This is a genomic window from Haliscomenobacter sp. (assembly GCF_033763495.1).
GTDB lineage: Bacteria > Bacteroidota > Bacteroidia > Chitinophagales > Saprospiraceae > Haliscomenobacter.
Genome location: NZ_JANRKL010000135.1, coordinates 16297 through 32577 on the forward strand (window position 1 = coordinate 16297; position 16281 = coordinate 32577).

The 16281-nt window shown below is 46.8% G+C and carries 14 protein-coding genes; all 14 read right to left on the reverse strand.

Annotated features, from left to right (window positions below; translation table 11 throughout):
• Positions 1–5: 5 nt before the first annotated feature.
• On the reverse strand, positions 6–476 hold the full coding sequence (locus SFV55_RS13885) for a hypothetical protein (protein ID WP_320030114.1): 471 nt from the start codon (positions 474–476) through the stop codon (positions 6–8).
• 68 nt (positions 477–544) lie between these two features.
• Positions 545–2359, reverse strand: a complete 1815-nt coding sequence (locus SFV55_RS13890; protein ID WP_320030115.1) for a serine hydrolase domain-containing protein — start codon at positions 2357–2359, stop codon at positions 545–547.
• 98 nt (positions 2360–2457) lie between these two features.
• Entirely contained in the window at positions 2458–2901 is a 444-nt protein-coding gene (locus SFV55_RS13895; protein ID WP_320030116.1) for a DUF5990 family protein, read from the reverse strand.
• Between the two features lie 11 nt (positions 2902–2912).
• On the reverse strand, positions 2913–3521 hold the full coding sequence (locus SFV55_RS13900) for a hypothetical protein (RefSeq protein WP_320030117.1): 609 nt from the start codon (positions 3519–3521) through the stop codon (positions 2913–2915).
• Between the two features lie 111 nt (positions 3522–3632).
• Positions 3633–4595 (reverse strand): YHYH protein, encoded by a 963-nt coding sequence (locus SFV55_RS13905; RefSeq protein ID WP_320030118.1) that lies wholly within the window; start codon positions 4593–4595, stop codon positions 3633–3635.
• A 179-nt stretch (positions 4596–4774) separates the two neighbouring features.
• Complete coding sequence (locus SFV55_RS13910; RefSeq protein ID WP_320030119.1) at positions 4775–4984, reverse strand: hypothetical protein; 210 nt, start codon at positions 4982–4984, stop codon at positions 4775–4777.
• Positions 4985–5081: 97 nt separating this feature from the next.
• A complete protein-coding gene (locus tag SFV55_RS13915; RefSeq protein WP_320030120.1) occupies positions 5082–5903 on the reverse strand; it encodes a hypothetical protein in 822 nt (273 codons plus the stop codon).
• Positions 5904–5961: 58 nt separating this feature from the next.
• On the reverse strand, positions 5962–6669 hold the full coding sequence (locus tag SFV55_RS13920; RefSeq protein ID WP_320030121.1) for a DUF2071 domain-containing protein: 708 nt from the start codon (positions 6667–6669) through the stop codon (positions 5962–5964).
• A gap of 61 nt (positions 6670–6730) precedes the next feature.
• Positions 6731–7633, reverse strand: a complete 903-nt coding sequence (locus SFV55_RS13925; RefSeq protein ID WP_320030122.1) for a hypothetical protein — start codon at positions 7631–7633, stop codon at positions 6731–6733.
• 69 nt (positions 7634–7702) lie between these two features.
• Positions 7703–8389, reverse strand: a complete 687-nt coding sequence (locus SFV55_RS13930) for a DUF1349 domain-containing protein (RefSeq protein WP_320030123.1) — start codon at positions 8387–8389, stop codon at positions 7703–7705.
• Positions 8390–8400: 11 nt separating this feature from the next.
• The gene (locus SFV55_RS13935; protein ID WP_320030124.1) at positions 8401–8712 is read right to left on the reverse strand and encodes a DUF6958 family protein; all 312 of its coding nucleotides are present in this window, start codon (positions 8710–8712) and stop codon (positions 8401–8403) included.
• A gap of 4 nt (positions 8713–8716) precedes the next feature.
• A complete protein-coding gene (locus SFV55_RS13940) occupies positions 8717–9673 on the reverse strand; it encodes a type IX secretion system membrane protein PorP/SprF (protein ID WP_320030125.1) in 957 nt (318 codons plus the stop codon).
• Between the two features lie 9 nt (positions 9674–9682).
• A complete protein-coding gene (locus SFV55_RS13945; RefSeq protein ID WP_320030126.1) occupies positions 9683–16072 on the reverse strand; it encodes a gliding motility-associated C-terminal domain-containing protein in 6390 nt (2129 codons plus the stop codon).
• Entirely contained in the window at positions 16069–16212 is a 144-nt protein-coding gene (locus SFV55_RS13950; RefSeq protein WP_320030127.1) for a hypothetical protein, read from the reverse strand. Before SFV55_RS13950 ends, SFV55_RS13945 begins: the two co-directional genes overlap by 4 nt.
• Between the last annotated feature and the right edge of the window lie 69 nt (positions 16213–16281).

Genomic DNA, 16281 nt, shown 5'->3' on the forward strand with positions numbered 1-16281 from the left:
AAAATTTACAGCTGTTCCAACTCCACAGTATAATCGTGCTGCAGGTCTTCGTGCAAGAGTGGAATCACCTTGCGAACCCGGTCAAGTTGCCGATCATAAAGGTTCTGGAGTACGGGAATCCGTTTGATGGATGGGCGTATTGCTTTCATTTGGGCGCAGAAGAACAGCAAGAGTTCTACTTCCGTTTCCTTCCTGCCGGAATAACGAATCGTCATTTTTAGCCCGCGCAGGATTTTGCTTACGCCTTTTTTGATGAAGAGCTGGGATTTGGTATTGATGGCTGAAAACTGCTCCAACGTCTCCGCTTCGATTCGACGGATGAAGGCGTCTTCATCGTCGACTTCAAAAAGCAAGTAGCTGAGCAATTCTTTGTTCTCCTTTTTGAACTTGCTCAGGCGCAAACACAAAGCGACCAACTCGGAAGGGGATCGCTGTTGGAGTTCCTTTTTTAAGTCTTTTACACTGGCCGCTTTCATCAATTTGTGTTATAGGTATTGTGGCAAAGTTAGACATTTTTGCCAATAGCGGCCAGCGTACTTTGGGGCTAGTACCCCTTCGGTTTTTGAATCTTTAGTTCAGTAAAAAGTTTTTCAAACAGCTTCACATCCTGGCGGTGCTCCTTGAGGTAAGCAAAGTCTTCCTGCAACAAATTCACCCAGCTGTACCCAGGCCTGACCATGTCCTTCAAGTGGGCTTTGTGAATGGCTAGCGCGCTTTGGTAGTCCTGCGTTAACAAATACATGTGCGCTGCATTCATCAGCATATTGAGGTCTTCGGGGTAAACCTGTGCGCCCCGCTTGAAATAGGCCAGTGCTTGCGGGTAGTTTTTATTCTCGAAAAAATACCAGCCAATCTCGCCAAACAGTTCGTTTTTCAACTTAAGGGTGTCCAAACTGCCAATTCTGGTCGCCTTGGGAAATGCTTTGCCATCCACTGTACGCAAATAGCCTACAACGTTTCCTTTATCATCTTTTATCATCTCCTTCACCGCCGAGAATTCTTCATTGAAAAAACGAGTGGGGCTGGTGAAATGCATTTTGACAGGCATCCGGTTTGCGTAAAAATGGTATTCATTGTCTCTCTTGCCTATTGCTGCCCAGGTATCATCGTATACATAAATGCCCTCATAGGTTTTGATGACCTGGTCGGAAACCACAATGCTTTTTTCGGTTGTTTTCCTTTGTGGTTCGCGGTAAAAGTTCTTCCAATTGTAAGCTTTCGCCACACTTTGAATCACATCGTACATGATGCCTCCATTGTCGCTGTTCACAAAGATGGCTACGCCATAGCCCCCTTCCAGGCTGCCGTAAAATTGCCCGCGAAAACCATCATTGCCTGCGCCATGTTCAAAATATTTGGCTCCGTTCAAGTCCATGATAAAAGTACCCATGGCCGCTGATTCGTTGTGGTAAGGGGTCAGGTGCAGTTTCACCATTTCAGGACTCAATACTTTGGAGGGTTTGCCCTGGTAGGCCAACTGCATGTCGATGATGTAATTACAAAGGTCGCTGGGCGTCATCCACAAACCTGCCGCAGCCTGCTCGGGGTAAACGTGGAATTTGCCCAAAAGTGGTGAACCATCGCTGAGGTAGGCAGTGGCACACAAATTGCGCTTGTTTTTTGCGGGTGGCTGGGCATAGGTGCTATTGACCATGCCGATGGGTTTCAGCACGTTTTCGTACATCCAGGTAGCGTAGTCCTGCTGGGTCAGGTCGGTGAGGATCATTTGAGCGATGGTGGTGCCGCCGCCGGAATATTGGTACTTCAAATCGGGTTCAAATAAACTGCGCACCGCCGGGGTCACTGCAGGAGATTTGCCGTCCAGGACCTCGATTACCGTAGGTACATCTCCATTGATGTTGTGCCCTGGGAAACCATGGGTGGATAATCCTCCGGTATGGCTCAGCAGATTGGCCAGGGTGATTTTTTTACCTTTTGACAAGGAATCGTAGGGGAATTTCCAGGACTTTAAATAGGTATTGATGTCGGTATAGAGGTCGAGTTTTTTCTCTTGGGCCAGTTTTAAAATCCCCAGAGCATTTAATGTTTTACTAATGGAACCCGGTTCAAACAGGGTTTGGGTGGTCATTGGGCGTTTCTCGGCTTCGTCGGCCCAGCCGTAGCCCTTTGCCCAGGCGATTTTGTAATCCTGGATGACGGCGATGCTCAAACCTTTGACCTTGTTTTTGGCCATCCGTTCGGTAATGGTGCTGGGCGGGGCATCATTCATGACTACAGGCCCCGTGATGTTGTTCTCCACCTCCTTGATCTTAGCAAGGGTTTCGGGAGAATAAGTGGTTTGGGCAAAAACAGTTGCGCAGATGAGCGACAGAACAATGGATAGAATAGTGGTTTTCATGGTGTGGATGATTTTACCCACAACGTACGGCGATTTTGGCAGAGGACTTGTTACAGAGTTGTGAAAGTGGGGGAATTAGGGATGAATTGTAATGGGTTTTATGGGTTTGGACTCAAATACCAGCCAGGGAAAGGTTTTACCGTTGCACAATTTGGCCCCCCGTCTTTGCCCGTTCCCGGTACTTTCGTTTCCAGAACGAGAGAGGAATCAGCCAGCATCTGCTGGATTGTTTCCGCTGAAATGTCTCTCAACGGGACTTTCAAGCGACGCGTCCAGACTGAATCGAATTGCCCCGCGGCCGTACCAATGTCAACATAAATGAAACGTTCGTTCGCTGGCCCTTGAACATAAGGACCTGCGAAGTCGGGCAAGCCGGCTTTGTTTTCTTTTACTGCAATTTTAAATTCAAAGCACAAGTCCTCCTGGGCTGATCTTTGTTTCAAGATTGTTTCGTAATTGTTTCCACTGCCTTTTTGAATGGCAAAGTCAACTCCTAGGGGAGGGCTTTCCAAAATGATTCTTACGGCTATTTCTTGATTCATTAAATCCAATTTTAAACAATGTTTCCCTTTTTGATTACAGCAATCGCAACGATACATATCGTGCTAAAGATACCCGCCCATAGAAGTGGATTAGGTTGTTGAAAAATGGAAGTAGCCGCTTTTTCAACAACCCATTGGTTGTTTTCTACGCGTAGGTTTACTTCTTGCTTGTTTTCCTTGTTAAATATAAATTGTTTTTGCGGCAAATCTTTAGTCGTTAGTACTAATTCACACTGATTGCTGGGCATGTCTTTAAAAAATGTATTTCGGATGTAGCAGGATTCAATTTTTTGGGGTGGATTTTTTAATTCGGCAAATAGGGTCGTTTCGTGCCCAAGTTTCACCTGAGTGTTCGAAAGCTTGATTGTGTCTCTGTTGATGACAACAAAGCAATTTCTCTTGAAATGTTTTATCACCAGTTGCTCAAACTCTTCAGGGGTTTTGTACGCATTTTTTTTGAAATGAAAATCCACCTCGCCTTCAAATGCGGTTAACGAACTTTTCATCAATAAAAAACACTTGCCATTTTGCTCATAAATCATCAAGTTGGATAAATCAGGGCTATGTGCATGAAGCACACTGGCAATGAATATCAAAATAAGCACATTTAAAAATTTCATGATCAAGAGATTTATGGGCGAAAAAAATCACTTTTTACAGTACGCCTCAATTTTTCAAAATTTGTACTGCAAAAAGTGAGATTTTAAACTTAAGGATTAATTGTTAAGTAGTTAGTTTGCGTAAGCCCCTGCCAAACTATTGATAAAATTGTTGGCCCCTGCTTTATCCACGTGATAATGATAGCCCCTTGTGGCATCATAATGCCCACGGCTGGCATCTAAATCTGTATATTCAGTTCCGTTTGCACTTAATCTTTCATAAATCCCAAAACCATCCAATGCATAACCAATCATTGCAGCATGGCCATCTGCTTGGGTGATTTTGGTTGATTTTCCAGTTGCTGCATGGTAATGGTAGCCAGCACCTATGTTGATGTGGCCACCTGCATCGTCAAAAGGAGCTAAGGTGTATGCTCCTAGGATTGCATTGACAGGGGCTGGTGCGTCAAAAACCACTCCATTGAAGGCAATGCCTCTGGTAGTTGGCCCGGATGAACCTGGTCCAGCTCCAAAACTAACCGGTGAGCTCAATTTTACGGGCGTAACCGGAATGTAAATGGTTTTGGTTAGCGAAGACACATACGAAGGCAAACATTCTACACAGTAGTTTTTATACTGCACGCCTACATTTGGGTTGGCCGCGGCCTGACAATCCGCCTGGGTTAAGGTTTTGGTGATTGCCCCAGTAGTTGTATTGTACATTTGCCAGGTGGTGTTCTTATAAAATATGGCCAAGTTTTTAATAAATGCACCATCGACGTCGTACACATTGCCACCCTCTAACCAAATGCCACCTTTACTCGCATCATCAGAGATGTTGCTTGGGCACCAAGGACCCTGCGTATGGTCTGTCGGGGTGCTTTTGGTAACTATTTTGTAGCAATCGGCGGTCGTACCGTTTGAAAGTGTACGCGAAACAATGGAAATGGGCTCAGATAGCCCGCCTGAAAGGAATTTAGCCGCATCTACCTTTATTACCGTTTCTGTGCTCGTAACCGTGGTCGTCTCATCGTCTTTGTTGCATGAAACCAATCCACAAATTAGCGCTGCGATTGTGAGATTTTTTAAAGTCATTTTTTATAATTTTGGTTGATGCAGGGTTAGACGATACTTTTTTAATTTGCCTGCGGTGGGTATATTTTTTTATTTAGTTGACCCTGTCAAAGTCGGGATGGGCTAATTCTTACACTAGATGATGTTGGTGGGATGATTATTTGAGAACCAATTTTGTGAAATTCATTTGTTCGACTGATTTAGCTGTGTTCTTTTTGCTCCTGCAGCGCCTTGTAGTGTTTATAGACCAGCAATAGGCATTTGCGGCAGGTTACTGCTGTCCAATCTTCGGTAGCAATCCCTTCGGTTTCAGCCCGATGAGCCGCCTCTTTGTCACGGGAATTGCAGAGCACCATTCCATCTTTATCGAGGGCATGCAAGTCGCGTTTTTGTCTTTTGTCTTTGGGCATTTGAGTTTGGTTGAGCGCATTACTGGCAACGCGCTGGGGTTTTGCGAAGTTCCGAAAATATGGAGCGAGTAATATTTTTAAAGGTAAAAACTGAGATTTATTCTTCTACCCAATGTTTTAGTTGATACTTGTTTCGGTCAATGTTATAGTTTATTTGCTTAAAAATCTTTCCATTACCTAAAAAAACAAATGAAGTGTCTGAGCGTGATATTTTTGTTGGATCGTCGAGGTCTTGGTCAAATTCTTTTTTTCTTATCACAATGTCAAGTTGGTTGTCCTTATTAATATCTTCTATCCAAGCGTCTTGAACAAAATGCCATCCTTCATCTCCAAAAGCGTCTGCAAGGTTGATTATGTTGGTTACTTTTTTCGCCAAGTTGTCCCAAGTGTATAAGTCAATGGCTGTTTCACTATATTGGCTTGGTCTGCGAATGATTAAACCTGTTTTGTTGTCTGTCAACTTGAACTTACAACAGGCAAAATAGTGATAAAAGGTATCAATTTCTGTCGGATTAATATGATTGTCAAAGACAAGGAAAGGGTAAAACGAGCGGTCAATTTGTTTGCCGTCAAACTTGTCGCTGTGATCTGAAATGTCGTAAGGTGGTGTGTAAATGTGAAGGTCATGATAGTTTATTTCTGAAAACAAATCCAAAAATGAGTCACTATTGTCAATAACCGAGGTGTCCGCTGTTGTGTTTTTTGGCGAATTGTCAGAACAAGATTGTAGAAGTCCTGAAATGATTAGTATGATTATTAGTTGTCTCATAATATTGTTGCTAAGTCGAAAATCTGCGCACTCTTTGCGTCCGCTTGCTAAAGATAAAGCAAGCGTTCTAATTTTCCAACACGCCGAGATTTTCAACTTTAACGTGTGTTCGAGATTTTTAAAAGGATTGGACACAAATTTATCATCCATGTATTCCCATCAACCACGAGTATTGGAAGGTTCTTGCACAGCATTGAAGGCACAGTGTTCATTTGTCCGTTTCACTTTTCCACTCGTGCTCAATGTTAGTCATCAGGAGTGCATTGTCAAAGGTCACCGAACCTTTTGGGAAAACTGCTTCGTTTTCGAAAAAACTGGATTTTACGTTCAGCACATCAAGCGGTCTTACTTCCCATTTGTATGCTTTTAACCTGAGCCCGTCAAATTTGTTTTTGTTCGGCGAGTAGCCAAGGTCGCCATTTTCAAAAAAAGTGGAAGCATTATTTAATGTTTCGAAAATGGAAGTGTCTCTAAATTCCACTGTTTCAGTGGCATCGATTGAGGTTATGGTGTCGTCTGAGCTTTTGAAGTCAATGTGAAAATTTCCGTCGTTTTCTTCCACATTGAATTTTGCATAGTAGTGCTTTCCCGGAAAGATTCGCCCACCAACCAACGCGTTTAGTTTGAGCGAGGTGTCCCTGCGCGGGATAAAAACGCCGGTTTTCGTCTCCCCGTTTTCGTCCCACTCTACTGCAATCCGGTGCGCACCATTCTCCGAGTTAACGCCAATGAAGTCTGGAAATCCTTTGGGTTTGATGTGTTTTAGCCTGATTAAACAAATTCCAACGATGGCCCTTCCTTTGTAAATTTTTGGCCGAAACGGAAAGGGAACAATTTTCTCTACTGCGCTTGGATCAGCGCTGAAGTTGATTAAAATTCTTCTGTCGATGTATCCATGAATGGTTGGAATACGCATGTTGGTCTTGTTTTTAAAGTAAGGTCCAACCGTGGTCGGCTAATGGCCTACTATTTTTCACTTAGCTTTTGTAGAAAACCGCCAATTGCCTCAATCGTTTTTTAACCCTTTTATTCTTCATCGGTTCAAAGTTGCTTAGTTCAAGATTATCCTTTTTCACCACAACCCGGAATGGCTGGTTCATTTTCTGCGTCAGGTGATAGATGGTAAGAAGTTCGGCAAGGTCTTCAAACCAGCTGGCCATTCCATATAGTGAAGCAAAGGGTGTTTTGCGCAGAGCTTTATAAATCTCTGGTGCCAGTGCTATGGGTACCGTTTTGCCACTGCGGAAGCGGGTTTTCTCCAGCAGGGAATCGATGAAGGGCTCGGTGGGTACGTTCATTTTATACCAAATGCCCTTGGTGTAAGGAGTAGGTTCTACCAAAGCTCCTCTTTCTTCGGGGTGGGGTGTAACGTTTAAAACCGCATCCAGCACATGGGTAGCCTCGTGCAATAAAACGTATTGAAGTGCATCCAATGTACCAGCCTCAATACTGATTGTTAAATCGGGATTGGCAGATCGGTCATAACAGGTGTATTCTTTCTGGGTGGCCCATTCTGAGATCGTTTCATTCAGGATGCCCGCTCGAAAAGTAATGTTGAATAGTTGTATGGAATCCGAGCTTTCTACCGGCGAGGTCAGGGCCGTATTGGGCATGTTGTCCATAAAGCTGATGCTGTGCAAATGCCCTTTCAGAATTTTTTGATAAAGGGGCGGCAAAATGGCAAAGGCTTTTTCAACTTTTGCCCGTTCAACTGCTGTTAATTCATGGTTTACGGGGTTCATTTCGGCTTCCCGAAATAGCTTAAAAACACTTTCCGGAGCTATTAAAACCCGTTTAACAAGGTCTGAATTGGGTAGCTGGGCGTAAATAGGAACTGCTAAAAACAAACCCAGGACAATCGTGGAAAATTTATGAATCATGATTAGCAAAGACTAGGCTTGGTGTGATTTTTTTCAGCCACTTGACGCGAAATTATGAACTAAACCCAACTATATCCCCATCCTAAAATCCTTGATGCTTTTTTGGCTCAGGGAAAATTCTTCAAAAATTGTACTGTTCCCCTTGCCAATCGGCGATTGGGTGCTCACCCCTATCCAGGTCTCGAGGGGGTAGTCGTTGCGAAACAAGCGCACCAACTGCCAGGCTTTTTTATCCAGCGAATAATAGAAGCCAATCGTCTTGGTGTCGGAAGAGATTTTCATGTACGTACTGGTGCTGTCAATCACATCGTGGTTGTTGTCGTCAGATGTTTCCCTGGTGCGGACCGTTACGGCGCGAGTACGTTTGAGTTCATCTTGTTCGAAAGCGAATTTAAACCACCAGTTTTTGTTCAAAAAAACATACATGGCCCCGGCATCGTAGGTGTCTGTGAACGTGGGCGTGACCTTCGCCATAAAGGTAAAGGGCTTGCTGTTGTCTATTTTTGTCAGTAAAACGGGGGCAGTACTATACGACATCGTGCCATCGGGTTCATTAAAATAGTCGGATTTGGCCTTGCTTGTGAACATTAGTTTGTCGCCTTCAACGCTTGCCAGAGACTTCCCATCATTGAGGGATTTGGTAAACTCAAGCCCCGAAATGCTTATCGAACAGGCCTCTCCTTTTTCAATCGGATCATTTGTACAGCCATTCAAAACTGCCAAAGCAAGCAGCAGATTCAAACTCAGTTTTTTCATTTTCGATTGTTTTATGGTGTTTCCAAATCGGTTTCTCCCGATTTGTTGACGCAGCGGTATTTTTCTGGTTTGGTTTGGGTTCGTTCAATTATTTTTCTTGCCTCCAAATCCAGTTTCACCGTCTCCCCATACCATTGCACCCCGCCTTCAAAGGTATCCTTTACATTGGCGTACAATTGCTCCATAAGCTCGGTGTGGGTCAACTCATTTTGACTCAAAATAGCTAAAATTTGCGTTTTGATCACCTCATATTTTTCCAGGGCAATACGTTTGTTGGTTTTGCCTGGAATGGGGTGGAGGGTTTGGATTTGTTCTGCTTTCATTTTTTTAAAAGAAAAACCGCGGGTTCTCATAAATCACATCCCCCGAATTCCGCCCATTGATGAAGTACCGCAGCACCACCTCCAAACTACCATTGTTGTAGCGGCGCAACTCCGACAAAGTGGCATCGTAAGACATGCCGATGAGCAAGTTTTTACCCATCTGTACACTAAAAAGGCCCGAAATCGATTCACCCACTCCCGATGCACTGGAGCCACCCAAACGGTAGGAAGCGCCAAAGGTGTAGCGTTCATTAAAAATCAGGCTGAGGTTGGCATCCGCATCAAAAGGTGCACCTTTGACGTATTTGAGCAAGGTTTGTGGCTGCAATTTGATCTTTTCACCCAAGGGAATCATCACCCCAGTCATCAGGAAAAAATGCGGCGTTTCGCGCGAGATTGTCCCACTGCCATCAGCCAGATCGATGCTGACATTCAACAAGCGGGGAGAAGACACGCCGATGTAAAAATTCTGTGCATCGTAATAAATGCCCGCCCCAAAGTTGGGCACGTATTTGCTTTGTAAACCCGCTGGGATCGCCCCGTCGATTGAGGTCGGCTGGGAGCCCTCCAACTCCGAAAAATTCATCTGAAAATTGCGAATCGAAGTCATCAAACCCAGGTTCAAGTGCCCCCGAGGTGCAGGAATGCGGTAGGCATAGGCAAGCTCCGCCGTATACTGCTTGGTCACCCCAATGGAAGCCAGTGCAAAATTGGCCCCAATGCCCACCCGATTGTTGAGTACCGGCATGTTCAAAGACAGGAGTTGCACCATTGGTGCCCCTTTGATGCCTAGCCATTGCTGCCGCACTAGCGCGGCGATGGAGATGCCTTCGGCGTTGCCAGCATAGGCGGGGTTAAAACCCAATTTGTAGTGTTGAAATTGGGTAAATTGATTCTCCTGTTGAGCTTGCACCCAGCAGCCCAATCCCAAAAAGATGAATAAGATGTAGATTTTTCTCATAGCTGCTGTTTATCGCTGGATGACTAAAAATCCGTTTTTAGGCTTTTGTCCTTTGCCAAAATCAATGATGTAGAAGTAGGTATCGGCTGGTAAATCTTCACCATTGTAGGTGCCAGACCAGGTGTTTTTGTAGGGTTTACCCGATCGGAATACTTCATCGCCCCAGCGATTGAAGATGATGACCTGGCTTTCAGGGTACTCGGTATCGTTCAATAAACAGGGAATTGTAAAGACGTCGTTGATCAAGTCGTTGTTGGGTGTGATCACCGAAGGGATCTTGCATTCTGCGTCTGAAGAAATTTCAATGGTCACCTCCGCTTGTGAGCAATCACAACCCGCACTACAAATCTGGTATAAAAACTTGTCCTCGCCCACAAAATTGGTGCGGGGCGTATAAGTGAAAACGCCATTCCCGGTAGCTGCCAAAGTGCCATTAAACGGTTGACGGATGATGCTTACCTGGGTGTTGATGGGCACCGTATCGTTGACCAGCACATTGATTGGAATGTCCACGCCAAAATTTCCACTTACCACATCATTGAGGGCTTTAGGGGAGCGTTTATAGGTAATCACCACCGTGTCGCGGGAATCCTTGCCACAAATGCCGTTGTCCACTTCCCACACGAAGGTATTGTCGCCAATCCGCAAATTGCGGACCTGCGCCTTAGGGTCTTCAGGATTGGGAATATTGATGCCCTGGGTCAGGCTGGTCCAACGGCCCCGGCTGCCGTCCGTAGGCTTATCCGCGTCTAGCAGGATCACGGCTTCATTGCTGCAAATAGATTGATCTCCTCCCGCGTAAGGCCCAGGGTCAGAAATCAGCACCAAAACCTCATCGTTTAGGTTCCCACAACCTCCCGCCTTGAGTGTCCAGGTAAAGGCATAAAGGTTGCCAGGTTGCATACCCGTCACTCCACTTTGAGGGTTGGCCGGGTCGAGGATCAGCACACCAAGCAAGGCCTGAACTTCTGATTGACTCCAACTTCCCGGAGCGCTTGTGGAAGGCCGTGCATTGAGTTTGATCTCTCTGGAAAAACAAGCCAGTATATCTGTTCCCGCAAAGGCAGTATCTGGTTTATTGACCGTAATGACTACGTCATCGCTGGAATAATTGTTGCAAGCTCCACTGGACAGGGACCAACGGAAGGTGTAGTTTTGACCACCTTTGAGGCCATTGACCAGGGTTTTTGCCAGGCTTGGATCGACGATGCCTACACCAGTTGTATCCCCATTTACCAGGCTCCAAGTGCCCGTTCCAATTGCAGGTGCCTGAGCATTGAGGGTGATTGACGATTTTTCACAACCTAAAAAGTCCACACCTGCAAAGGCCTGTCCCGCCGGGATTTTACTAAAGGAAATAGGGAATGGCTCGGAGATTCTGGAGTTACAAACCCCTAGTTTTGCCTGCACCGTAAAATTGTTGATGCCTTCGGCAAAGCTGCTCAGATCCAAGATGCCAAAGTCGGTGGTAGAACTGGTGCCCAAAACCCCATTGGGGCCACTCCAGGTGTATACTGCGCCAGCGGTTGCCGTACCGGGTCGTAGTGACAAGCGCAATTTGGTATCCGCCCCACTGATGCACAAAGGGCTATTGCCGACCAAAGCTGGGCGTCGAGCCCCCGCCAACACTTCTACCCTGGTTGTCACTATATCCGACTTACACCCATTGAGCGTTGCAAAAACAGCGTAAGTCCCGGCATGCTGTGCTGAATCGGCTTCAGCGATAGTTGGACTGGAGAGGGAAGAGCTGAAATTGGGGCCACTCCAGTTGTATTGAGCTCCTGGTACAAAAGTAGATTTCAATTCGATGGGTAACCCCTGGCATACCGGCCCATTTGTGGAGGCCGTTAGGACGGGTTTGGGCGTGACTTGTAAAATGACTTCCCCTGATTCCCGCGAATTGCACCCATCGATGCTTACAAATACGGAATAGACGCCCGAATCATCGGCTACCGATTGAGGAATATTGAAGCAGGGGGTGGTAGTCAGGAACACTCCCTTATTGGGCGTAACCCAGTTGTAGGTCACAGTAGTTCCCTGGTAGGCGTTGGTACAGAGGCTAATTGAGCCACCCACACAAAGGGGTTGAATGGTCGTTTCGGAGAGTTTGGGTATACTTGGAATCGGAGGTGGGTCGCTCATGTTGATCAAAGTGCTCACTGCTTCAGAAGTACAGCCCCCCGCAGTAGTGATGACCACCGAATAATTGCCATTGTTCGCCTGGGTGGCATTGGGAATGGTCGCCTGAGCGGTATTGGCGGTAAACCCATTTGGCCCAGCCCAACTGTAACGGAAATTGCCATCGTCAGCGGGGAAAAAATTGGCGGATAAAATGATGTCCGTTGGTCCAGTCAAACACTTGGGGGCGTTGTTGGTCACGCTAAATACCCGGATGCTGGTGATGACTTCAACTGCTACAGAATCCGTTCCTATGCAGCCTTCGGCGCTGGTGACCTTTATGACATAACGACCGGAGTTGACCTGGCGAACGTTTTCAATTGACACACTACTACCTACGGAACTGAAATTATTAGGCCCGGTCCATTGGAATGCGGCATTGGGTGTTGCAGGGGTAACCTTTAGTTCCAGGCGGCTGCTTTCACAAATGGTGGACGAGTTGGCCGAAGCTTTGGGCTTGGGCTTGTCATTGACCACCACTTCCAGTGCTTGCGAGAGGGTCGAACTACATTCCTGATTGGTCAGGTACAAACGCCAGGAGCCCTCCTGGGCGTTGGTGACATTGTTGAGATCAAAACTGGGGACACTGGTACGGAATTCTTCCAAAGCCGGACTTACCCAGGTATAAAAAGAAGCCGTCGCATTGGTGCGCAGGGTGATTTTTCCTCCTTCACAAGCTGCCCCTGAGGAGGTCAGTTGTGGCTGGGCGGGGCGCGTCAATACACTCACCGGGATAAAAGTTTGGTCTGAAGCACAACCAAAGCGAGAAACCACCAAAGTGTATACTCCCGCATTTGCCATGGTAGCGGCAGAGATGGCGGGGGGCGATTGACTGGTAGAGTTATAACCATTGGGGCCAGCCCACTGATAGGTGATGCCCGGGCCAGCTACTTCGGTGCCAAAAACAATAGATTCTCCCTCACAAACCGAAAAACTGGCTTTTTTGGGGATGGCTTGTGGCTTTTGATAAATACGGATCACTTTAGGTGCCGAGGGCAAGGATTCACACCCCCCCGACTCGATGGTCAGGTAATAATTGTCCTGGCTTTCGGCATGGGGTGCCCGAAGGGTAAAGCTGGGTACAATAGTCTGACCTATTACGGTGCCATTTGGGGCTTCCCCTTTGTACCAACGGAATATCACGTTGGCGCCCGAGGGCGCAATGGAAGAACTCAGTACGATGTCTTCTTCAGCGCAAAAGTTTTCTTTGGACAACAACAGGGTGGGGGTCACGGGCAGGTCTTCAATGGACACCTCGACGACCCCGGTCGATTTGCAGCCAGTGATTCCGGTGATTTCTACCGAATAAGAGCCCGCATTGCGTGAACTCACCCTGGGAATGATGGGGTTTTGCAAGTTCGAGGTAAACCCATTGGGGCCCGTCCAGCGGAAAGTAAAAACGGTGCCACCATTGGCCAGGGGTGGATTGGCAAACAAGGACAAGGTGTCGTTGCCACACAAGCCCGAATTGGCGGCAGGAGTTGGGCGTTCATTTTCAATGCGTACAATGGTGGAACAACGGGCAATGTTCCCGGCGCGGTCGGTAACCGTCAGCGTCACATTTTGTACTGTCCCAGCCTGGGCACAGGTAAAGGAACTGGGGCTGAGGCTAAGGCTGGGGGTGCCGCAGTTGTCCGAACTTCCAGCATTGATCTCGGTTGCGTTGATCTGTTCTGTTTCCAAACCGGAAGGATTAACGAACAAAGTAGTAGCCTGGCATTTGGCAATGGGTAATTCGTTGTCCTTAACCGTCACTTTAAAGGTGCAGGTATCGGCATTGCCGCTGGCATCCTGAATGACGTAGGAAACCCGGGTTTCGCCCAGTGCAAATTGTACCCTCACACTATCTGGTGGCACGGGCATACGGGTTACTGCAATCGGGGTTGCGCCCTGTGCAAAATACAAGGGCAGGACACTTGGGTAGGACAGGTTGGCAAAAATGTAGCCTTTTCGATCGGTATCTCCGTCGTTGACAATCGCGGAAGGATTACAAGGATTGACCCCTTCTCCGGGTTGCCCTGATGGAACACTGATGCGGCGGGGTGCTACCCGCAATCCAATGATTCCGTCGGCAGCCCAACGATTGAACGTATCGCGGGGAATGCTGAGGGTCAGCTGACCAGCCTGATCACAGGTGGCGTCACCGAGGTTTGAATTGCCTAAAAAGCGGCCGTTTTCACCAAAAACTTCCAAAATGGCATTGGGAGAATTAAAATCCCCCTTATAGTTGACCACGATACTCGCATTCCCAGTCGCATTGGGTGCTACATTGGTAAAATTCAGCACTTTTCCACCAGCGATGTAACTATTCAAGGCCGCATTAAAAGAGTACTTCAAAAACGCACTGCTGCTGTCCAAAGGTAAAGTACGGCTGTAACTACCAGCCAGGCTACAATTGTCAGTAGCACTTGGACGTGGCAAAGTCAAGGCAGCAGTACAAGCTCCGGTAGCCAAAACCAATTCTACGTCAGGTGTGCAAACGATCTCCGGACGCTCTACATCGCGTACTGTAATGGTGTAGCTACAGGAGTCCTTATTTCCGGCACAGTCTTGTACATAATAGGTGATGCGATTGGCACCGATGTTCAAACTTACCTGAACAGGAACAAAGCCTGGAATGATTTTGATGGGGCCATTGTTGATGCAATAGCTGTACAAGATGTCCTCATTATTGGGCGCAGCAAAGGTACAGATTTCGCTTACGCTTGGCGCTTGCAGGGTATAATTGGCCGTACATTGCCCCTGGTCTGCATTGATCTCGGCATTACCGGGGCAATTGCTTAGTTCTGGGGCTTGATCATCAATGACTTGAAAAACAGCAAGGGCCGTATCCCGGTTGCCGCATTCGTCTTCTACTATAAAACGGACCCTTCGCTCCAGAATAACACTATCGCCTTCCGAACAACGTAATGTAGGGAAAGTCACTGCTCCGCCAGTTTGGGCGTCTTGCACGATCCAGCGCAACGCAGAAGCAGGAGTCGTACAATTGTCTACTGCCAGCGCGTTGCCCAGGTTGTTGATCCAGGCATTGAAACGCGTTTGAGCTTCCAGATTAGCATCACAATTCAAAATCAGGTTGATGGGTGCCCGGGTAATCTCTGGTGCTGTACGATCAATCACCTCAATCCGTTGTTGGTGAGTGATGAAATTGCCACAACTATCCGTCAAGCGCCAGGTACGGAACACGATGTAGTTATTGTCGCAACTTCCACCTTGCAGCACATCGTTAAAACTCAAATTGGCTTCTGTAAGGACACTACAGTTGTCGCTCAGATTTTTAGGTTTACCTGAGAAGGCGGGATCATCTCCAAAGCGGCAATCGATGATGGTATCCCGGGGAGGTGTGAAACTGGGATTGACATTGTCAATGACGGTGATGATCTGGCGTTGAACGGCACTGTTGCCACAAGCATCTTCACTTTTCCAAAGACGCCGCAATTCGTAGGTTCCTTTACAGTTGGGGTCAGCACCATAGACAATTTCATCCGTAAAGCTCAGAATCGGATCGGGATCACAATTGTCTCTTAAGATGGGGATGCCTAAAATTTCTGGAATCTTGGCCACATTACAAGCAACGGTGGTATCGCGGGGAAACTGGCCAAAGGAAGGTGCCTCGGTATCGGTTACGACGATTACTTGTCGATAATCACTCCGATTGCCACATTTATCGAAGGCGCGCCAGGTGCGTACAATTTTGCGACGGTAAATACAATTGGCACTCCCTATCTCACTTTGGTCGTACACCACATTGTCTAGGGCACAGTTGTCGGTAATTTTCACGGTAGAGCTATCTGGAATTGGGTCTTTACAGCCCAAAATCAGGGAATCCGCAATGGAAGAAACTATTTTTGGCGCTTCATTGTCACTAACTATAAATACGTAAGTGTCGTTTGAAACGATCTGCCCCCCCTGGTCGGTCACCGTAAAAGTCAGGCTCAAGGTATCAGCACAAGGACCTTTAACAACAAAAGCCTCTGGAGGGGTAGGTGTGATGGTTACAGTATGACCACTTTGCTGCGCAGGCAGGATTACCTGCAGCTGTAGAGTATTGAACCAGGTGCTGTAGGCGGTATCTGCGTCTTCACAGGCCACAATGGTCGTGTCTTCCACCAGGCGGGTAAAAGGAAGAAAATGGCCAGGCTCCTTGGCTTTTCCAAGCAAAGCAGTATCAAAAAACAGGCAAGTAGCCAGTATTGCGAGGGAATAAACCAAATGCTTCATACCAAAACAGGAGTTTTGTATTTTACGGATACATTTAGCATCTTAAGCAAAGTGACTACAATATCGGAATAAGTGTAAGATTCCTTCCGGATCAGGGTAGAACAAATGGCGAACTGTTGGACAATGTACAATTGGTCCATGGGATGTGATCGGTTTTTGGTCAATGCCCTTTAGGCTGCTCTAAAGTAGCAAAATATTTTGATATAGTT

Bases quoted from the DNA above. Each gene is read 5' to 3' on its own strand.
- SFV55_RS13885 (WP_320030114.1), bottom strand. From the start codon at position 476: ATGAAAGCGGCCAGTGTAAAAGACTTAAAAAAGGAACTCCAACAGCGA.
- SFV55_RS13890 (WP_320030115.1), bottom strand. From the start codon at position 2,359: ATGAAAACCACTATTCTATCCATTGTTCTGTCGCTCATCTGCGCAACT.
- SFV55_RS13895 (WP_320030116.1), bottom strand. From the start codon at position 2,901: ATGAATCAAGAAATAGCCGTAAGAATCATTTTGGAAAGCCCTCCCCTA.
- SFV55_RS13900 (WP_320030117.1), bottom strand. From the start codon at position 3,521: ATGAAATTTTTAAATGTGCTTATTTTGATATTCATTGCCAGTGTGCTT.
- SFV55_RS13905 (WP_320030118.1), bottom strand. From the start codon at position 4,595: ATGACTTTAAAAAATCTCACAATCGCAGCGCTAATTTGTGGATTGGTT.
- SFV55_RS13910 (WP_320030119.1), bottom strand. From the start codon at position 4,984: ATGCCCAAAGACAAAAGACAAAAACGCGACTTGCATGCCCTCGATAAA.
- SFV55_RS13915 (WP_320030120.1), bottom strand. From the start codon at position 5,903: ATGGATGATAAATTTGTGTCCAATCCTTTTAAAAATCTCGAACACACG.
- SFV55_RS13920 (WP_320030121.1), bottom strand. From the start codon at position 6,669: ATGCGTATTCCAACCATTCATGGATACATCGACAGAAGAATTTTAATC.
- SFV55_RS13925 (WP_320030122.1), bottom strand. From the start codon at position 7,633: ATGATTCATAAATTTTCCACGATTGTCCTGGGTTTGTTTTTAGCAGTT.
- SFV55_RS13930 (WP_320030123.1), bottom strand. From the start codon at position 8,389: ATGAAAAAACTGAGTTTGAATCTGCTGCTTGCTTTGGCAGTTTTGAAT.
- SFV55_RS13935 (WP_320030124.1), bottom strand. From the start codon at position 8,712: ATGAAAGCAGAACAAATCCAAACCCTCCACCCCATTCCAGGCAAAACC.
- SFV55_RS13940 (WP_320030125.1), bottom strand. From the start codon at position 9,673: ATGAGAAAAATCTACATCTTATTCATCTTTTTGGGATTGGGCTGCTGG.
- SFV55_RS13945 (WP_320030126.1), bottom strand. From the start codon at position 16,072: ATGAAGCATTTGGTTTATTCCCTCGCAATACTGGCTACTTGCCTGTTT.
- SFV55_RS13950 (WP_320030127.1), bottom strand. From the start codon at position 16,212: ATGGACCAATTGTACATTGTCCAACAGTTCGCCATTTGTTCTACCCTG.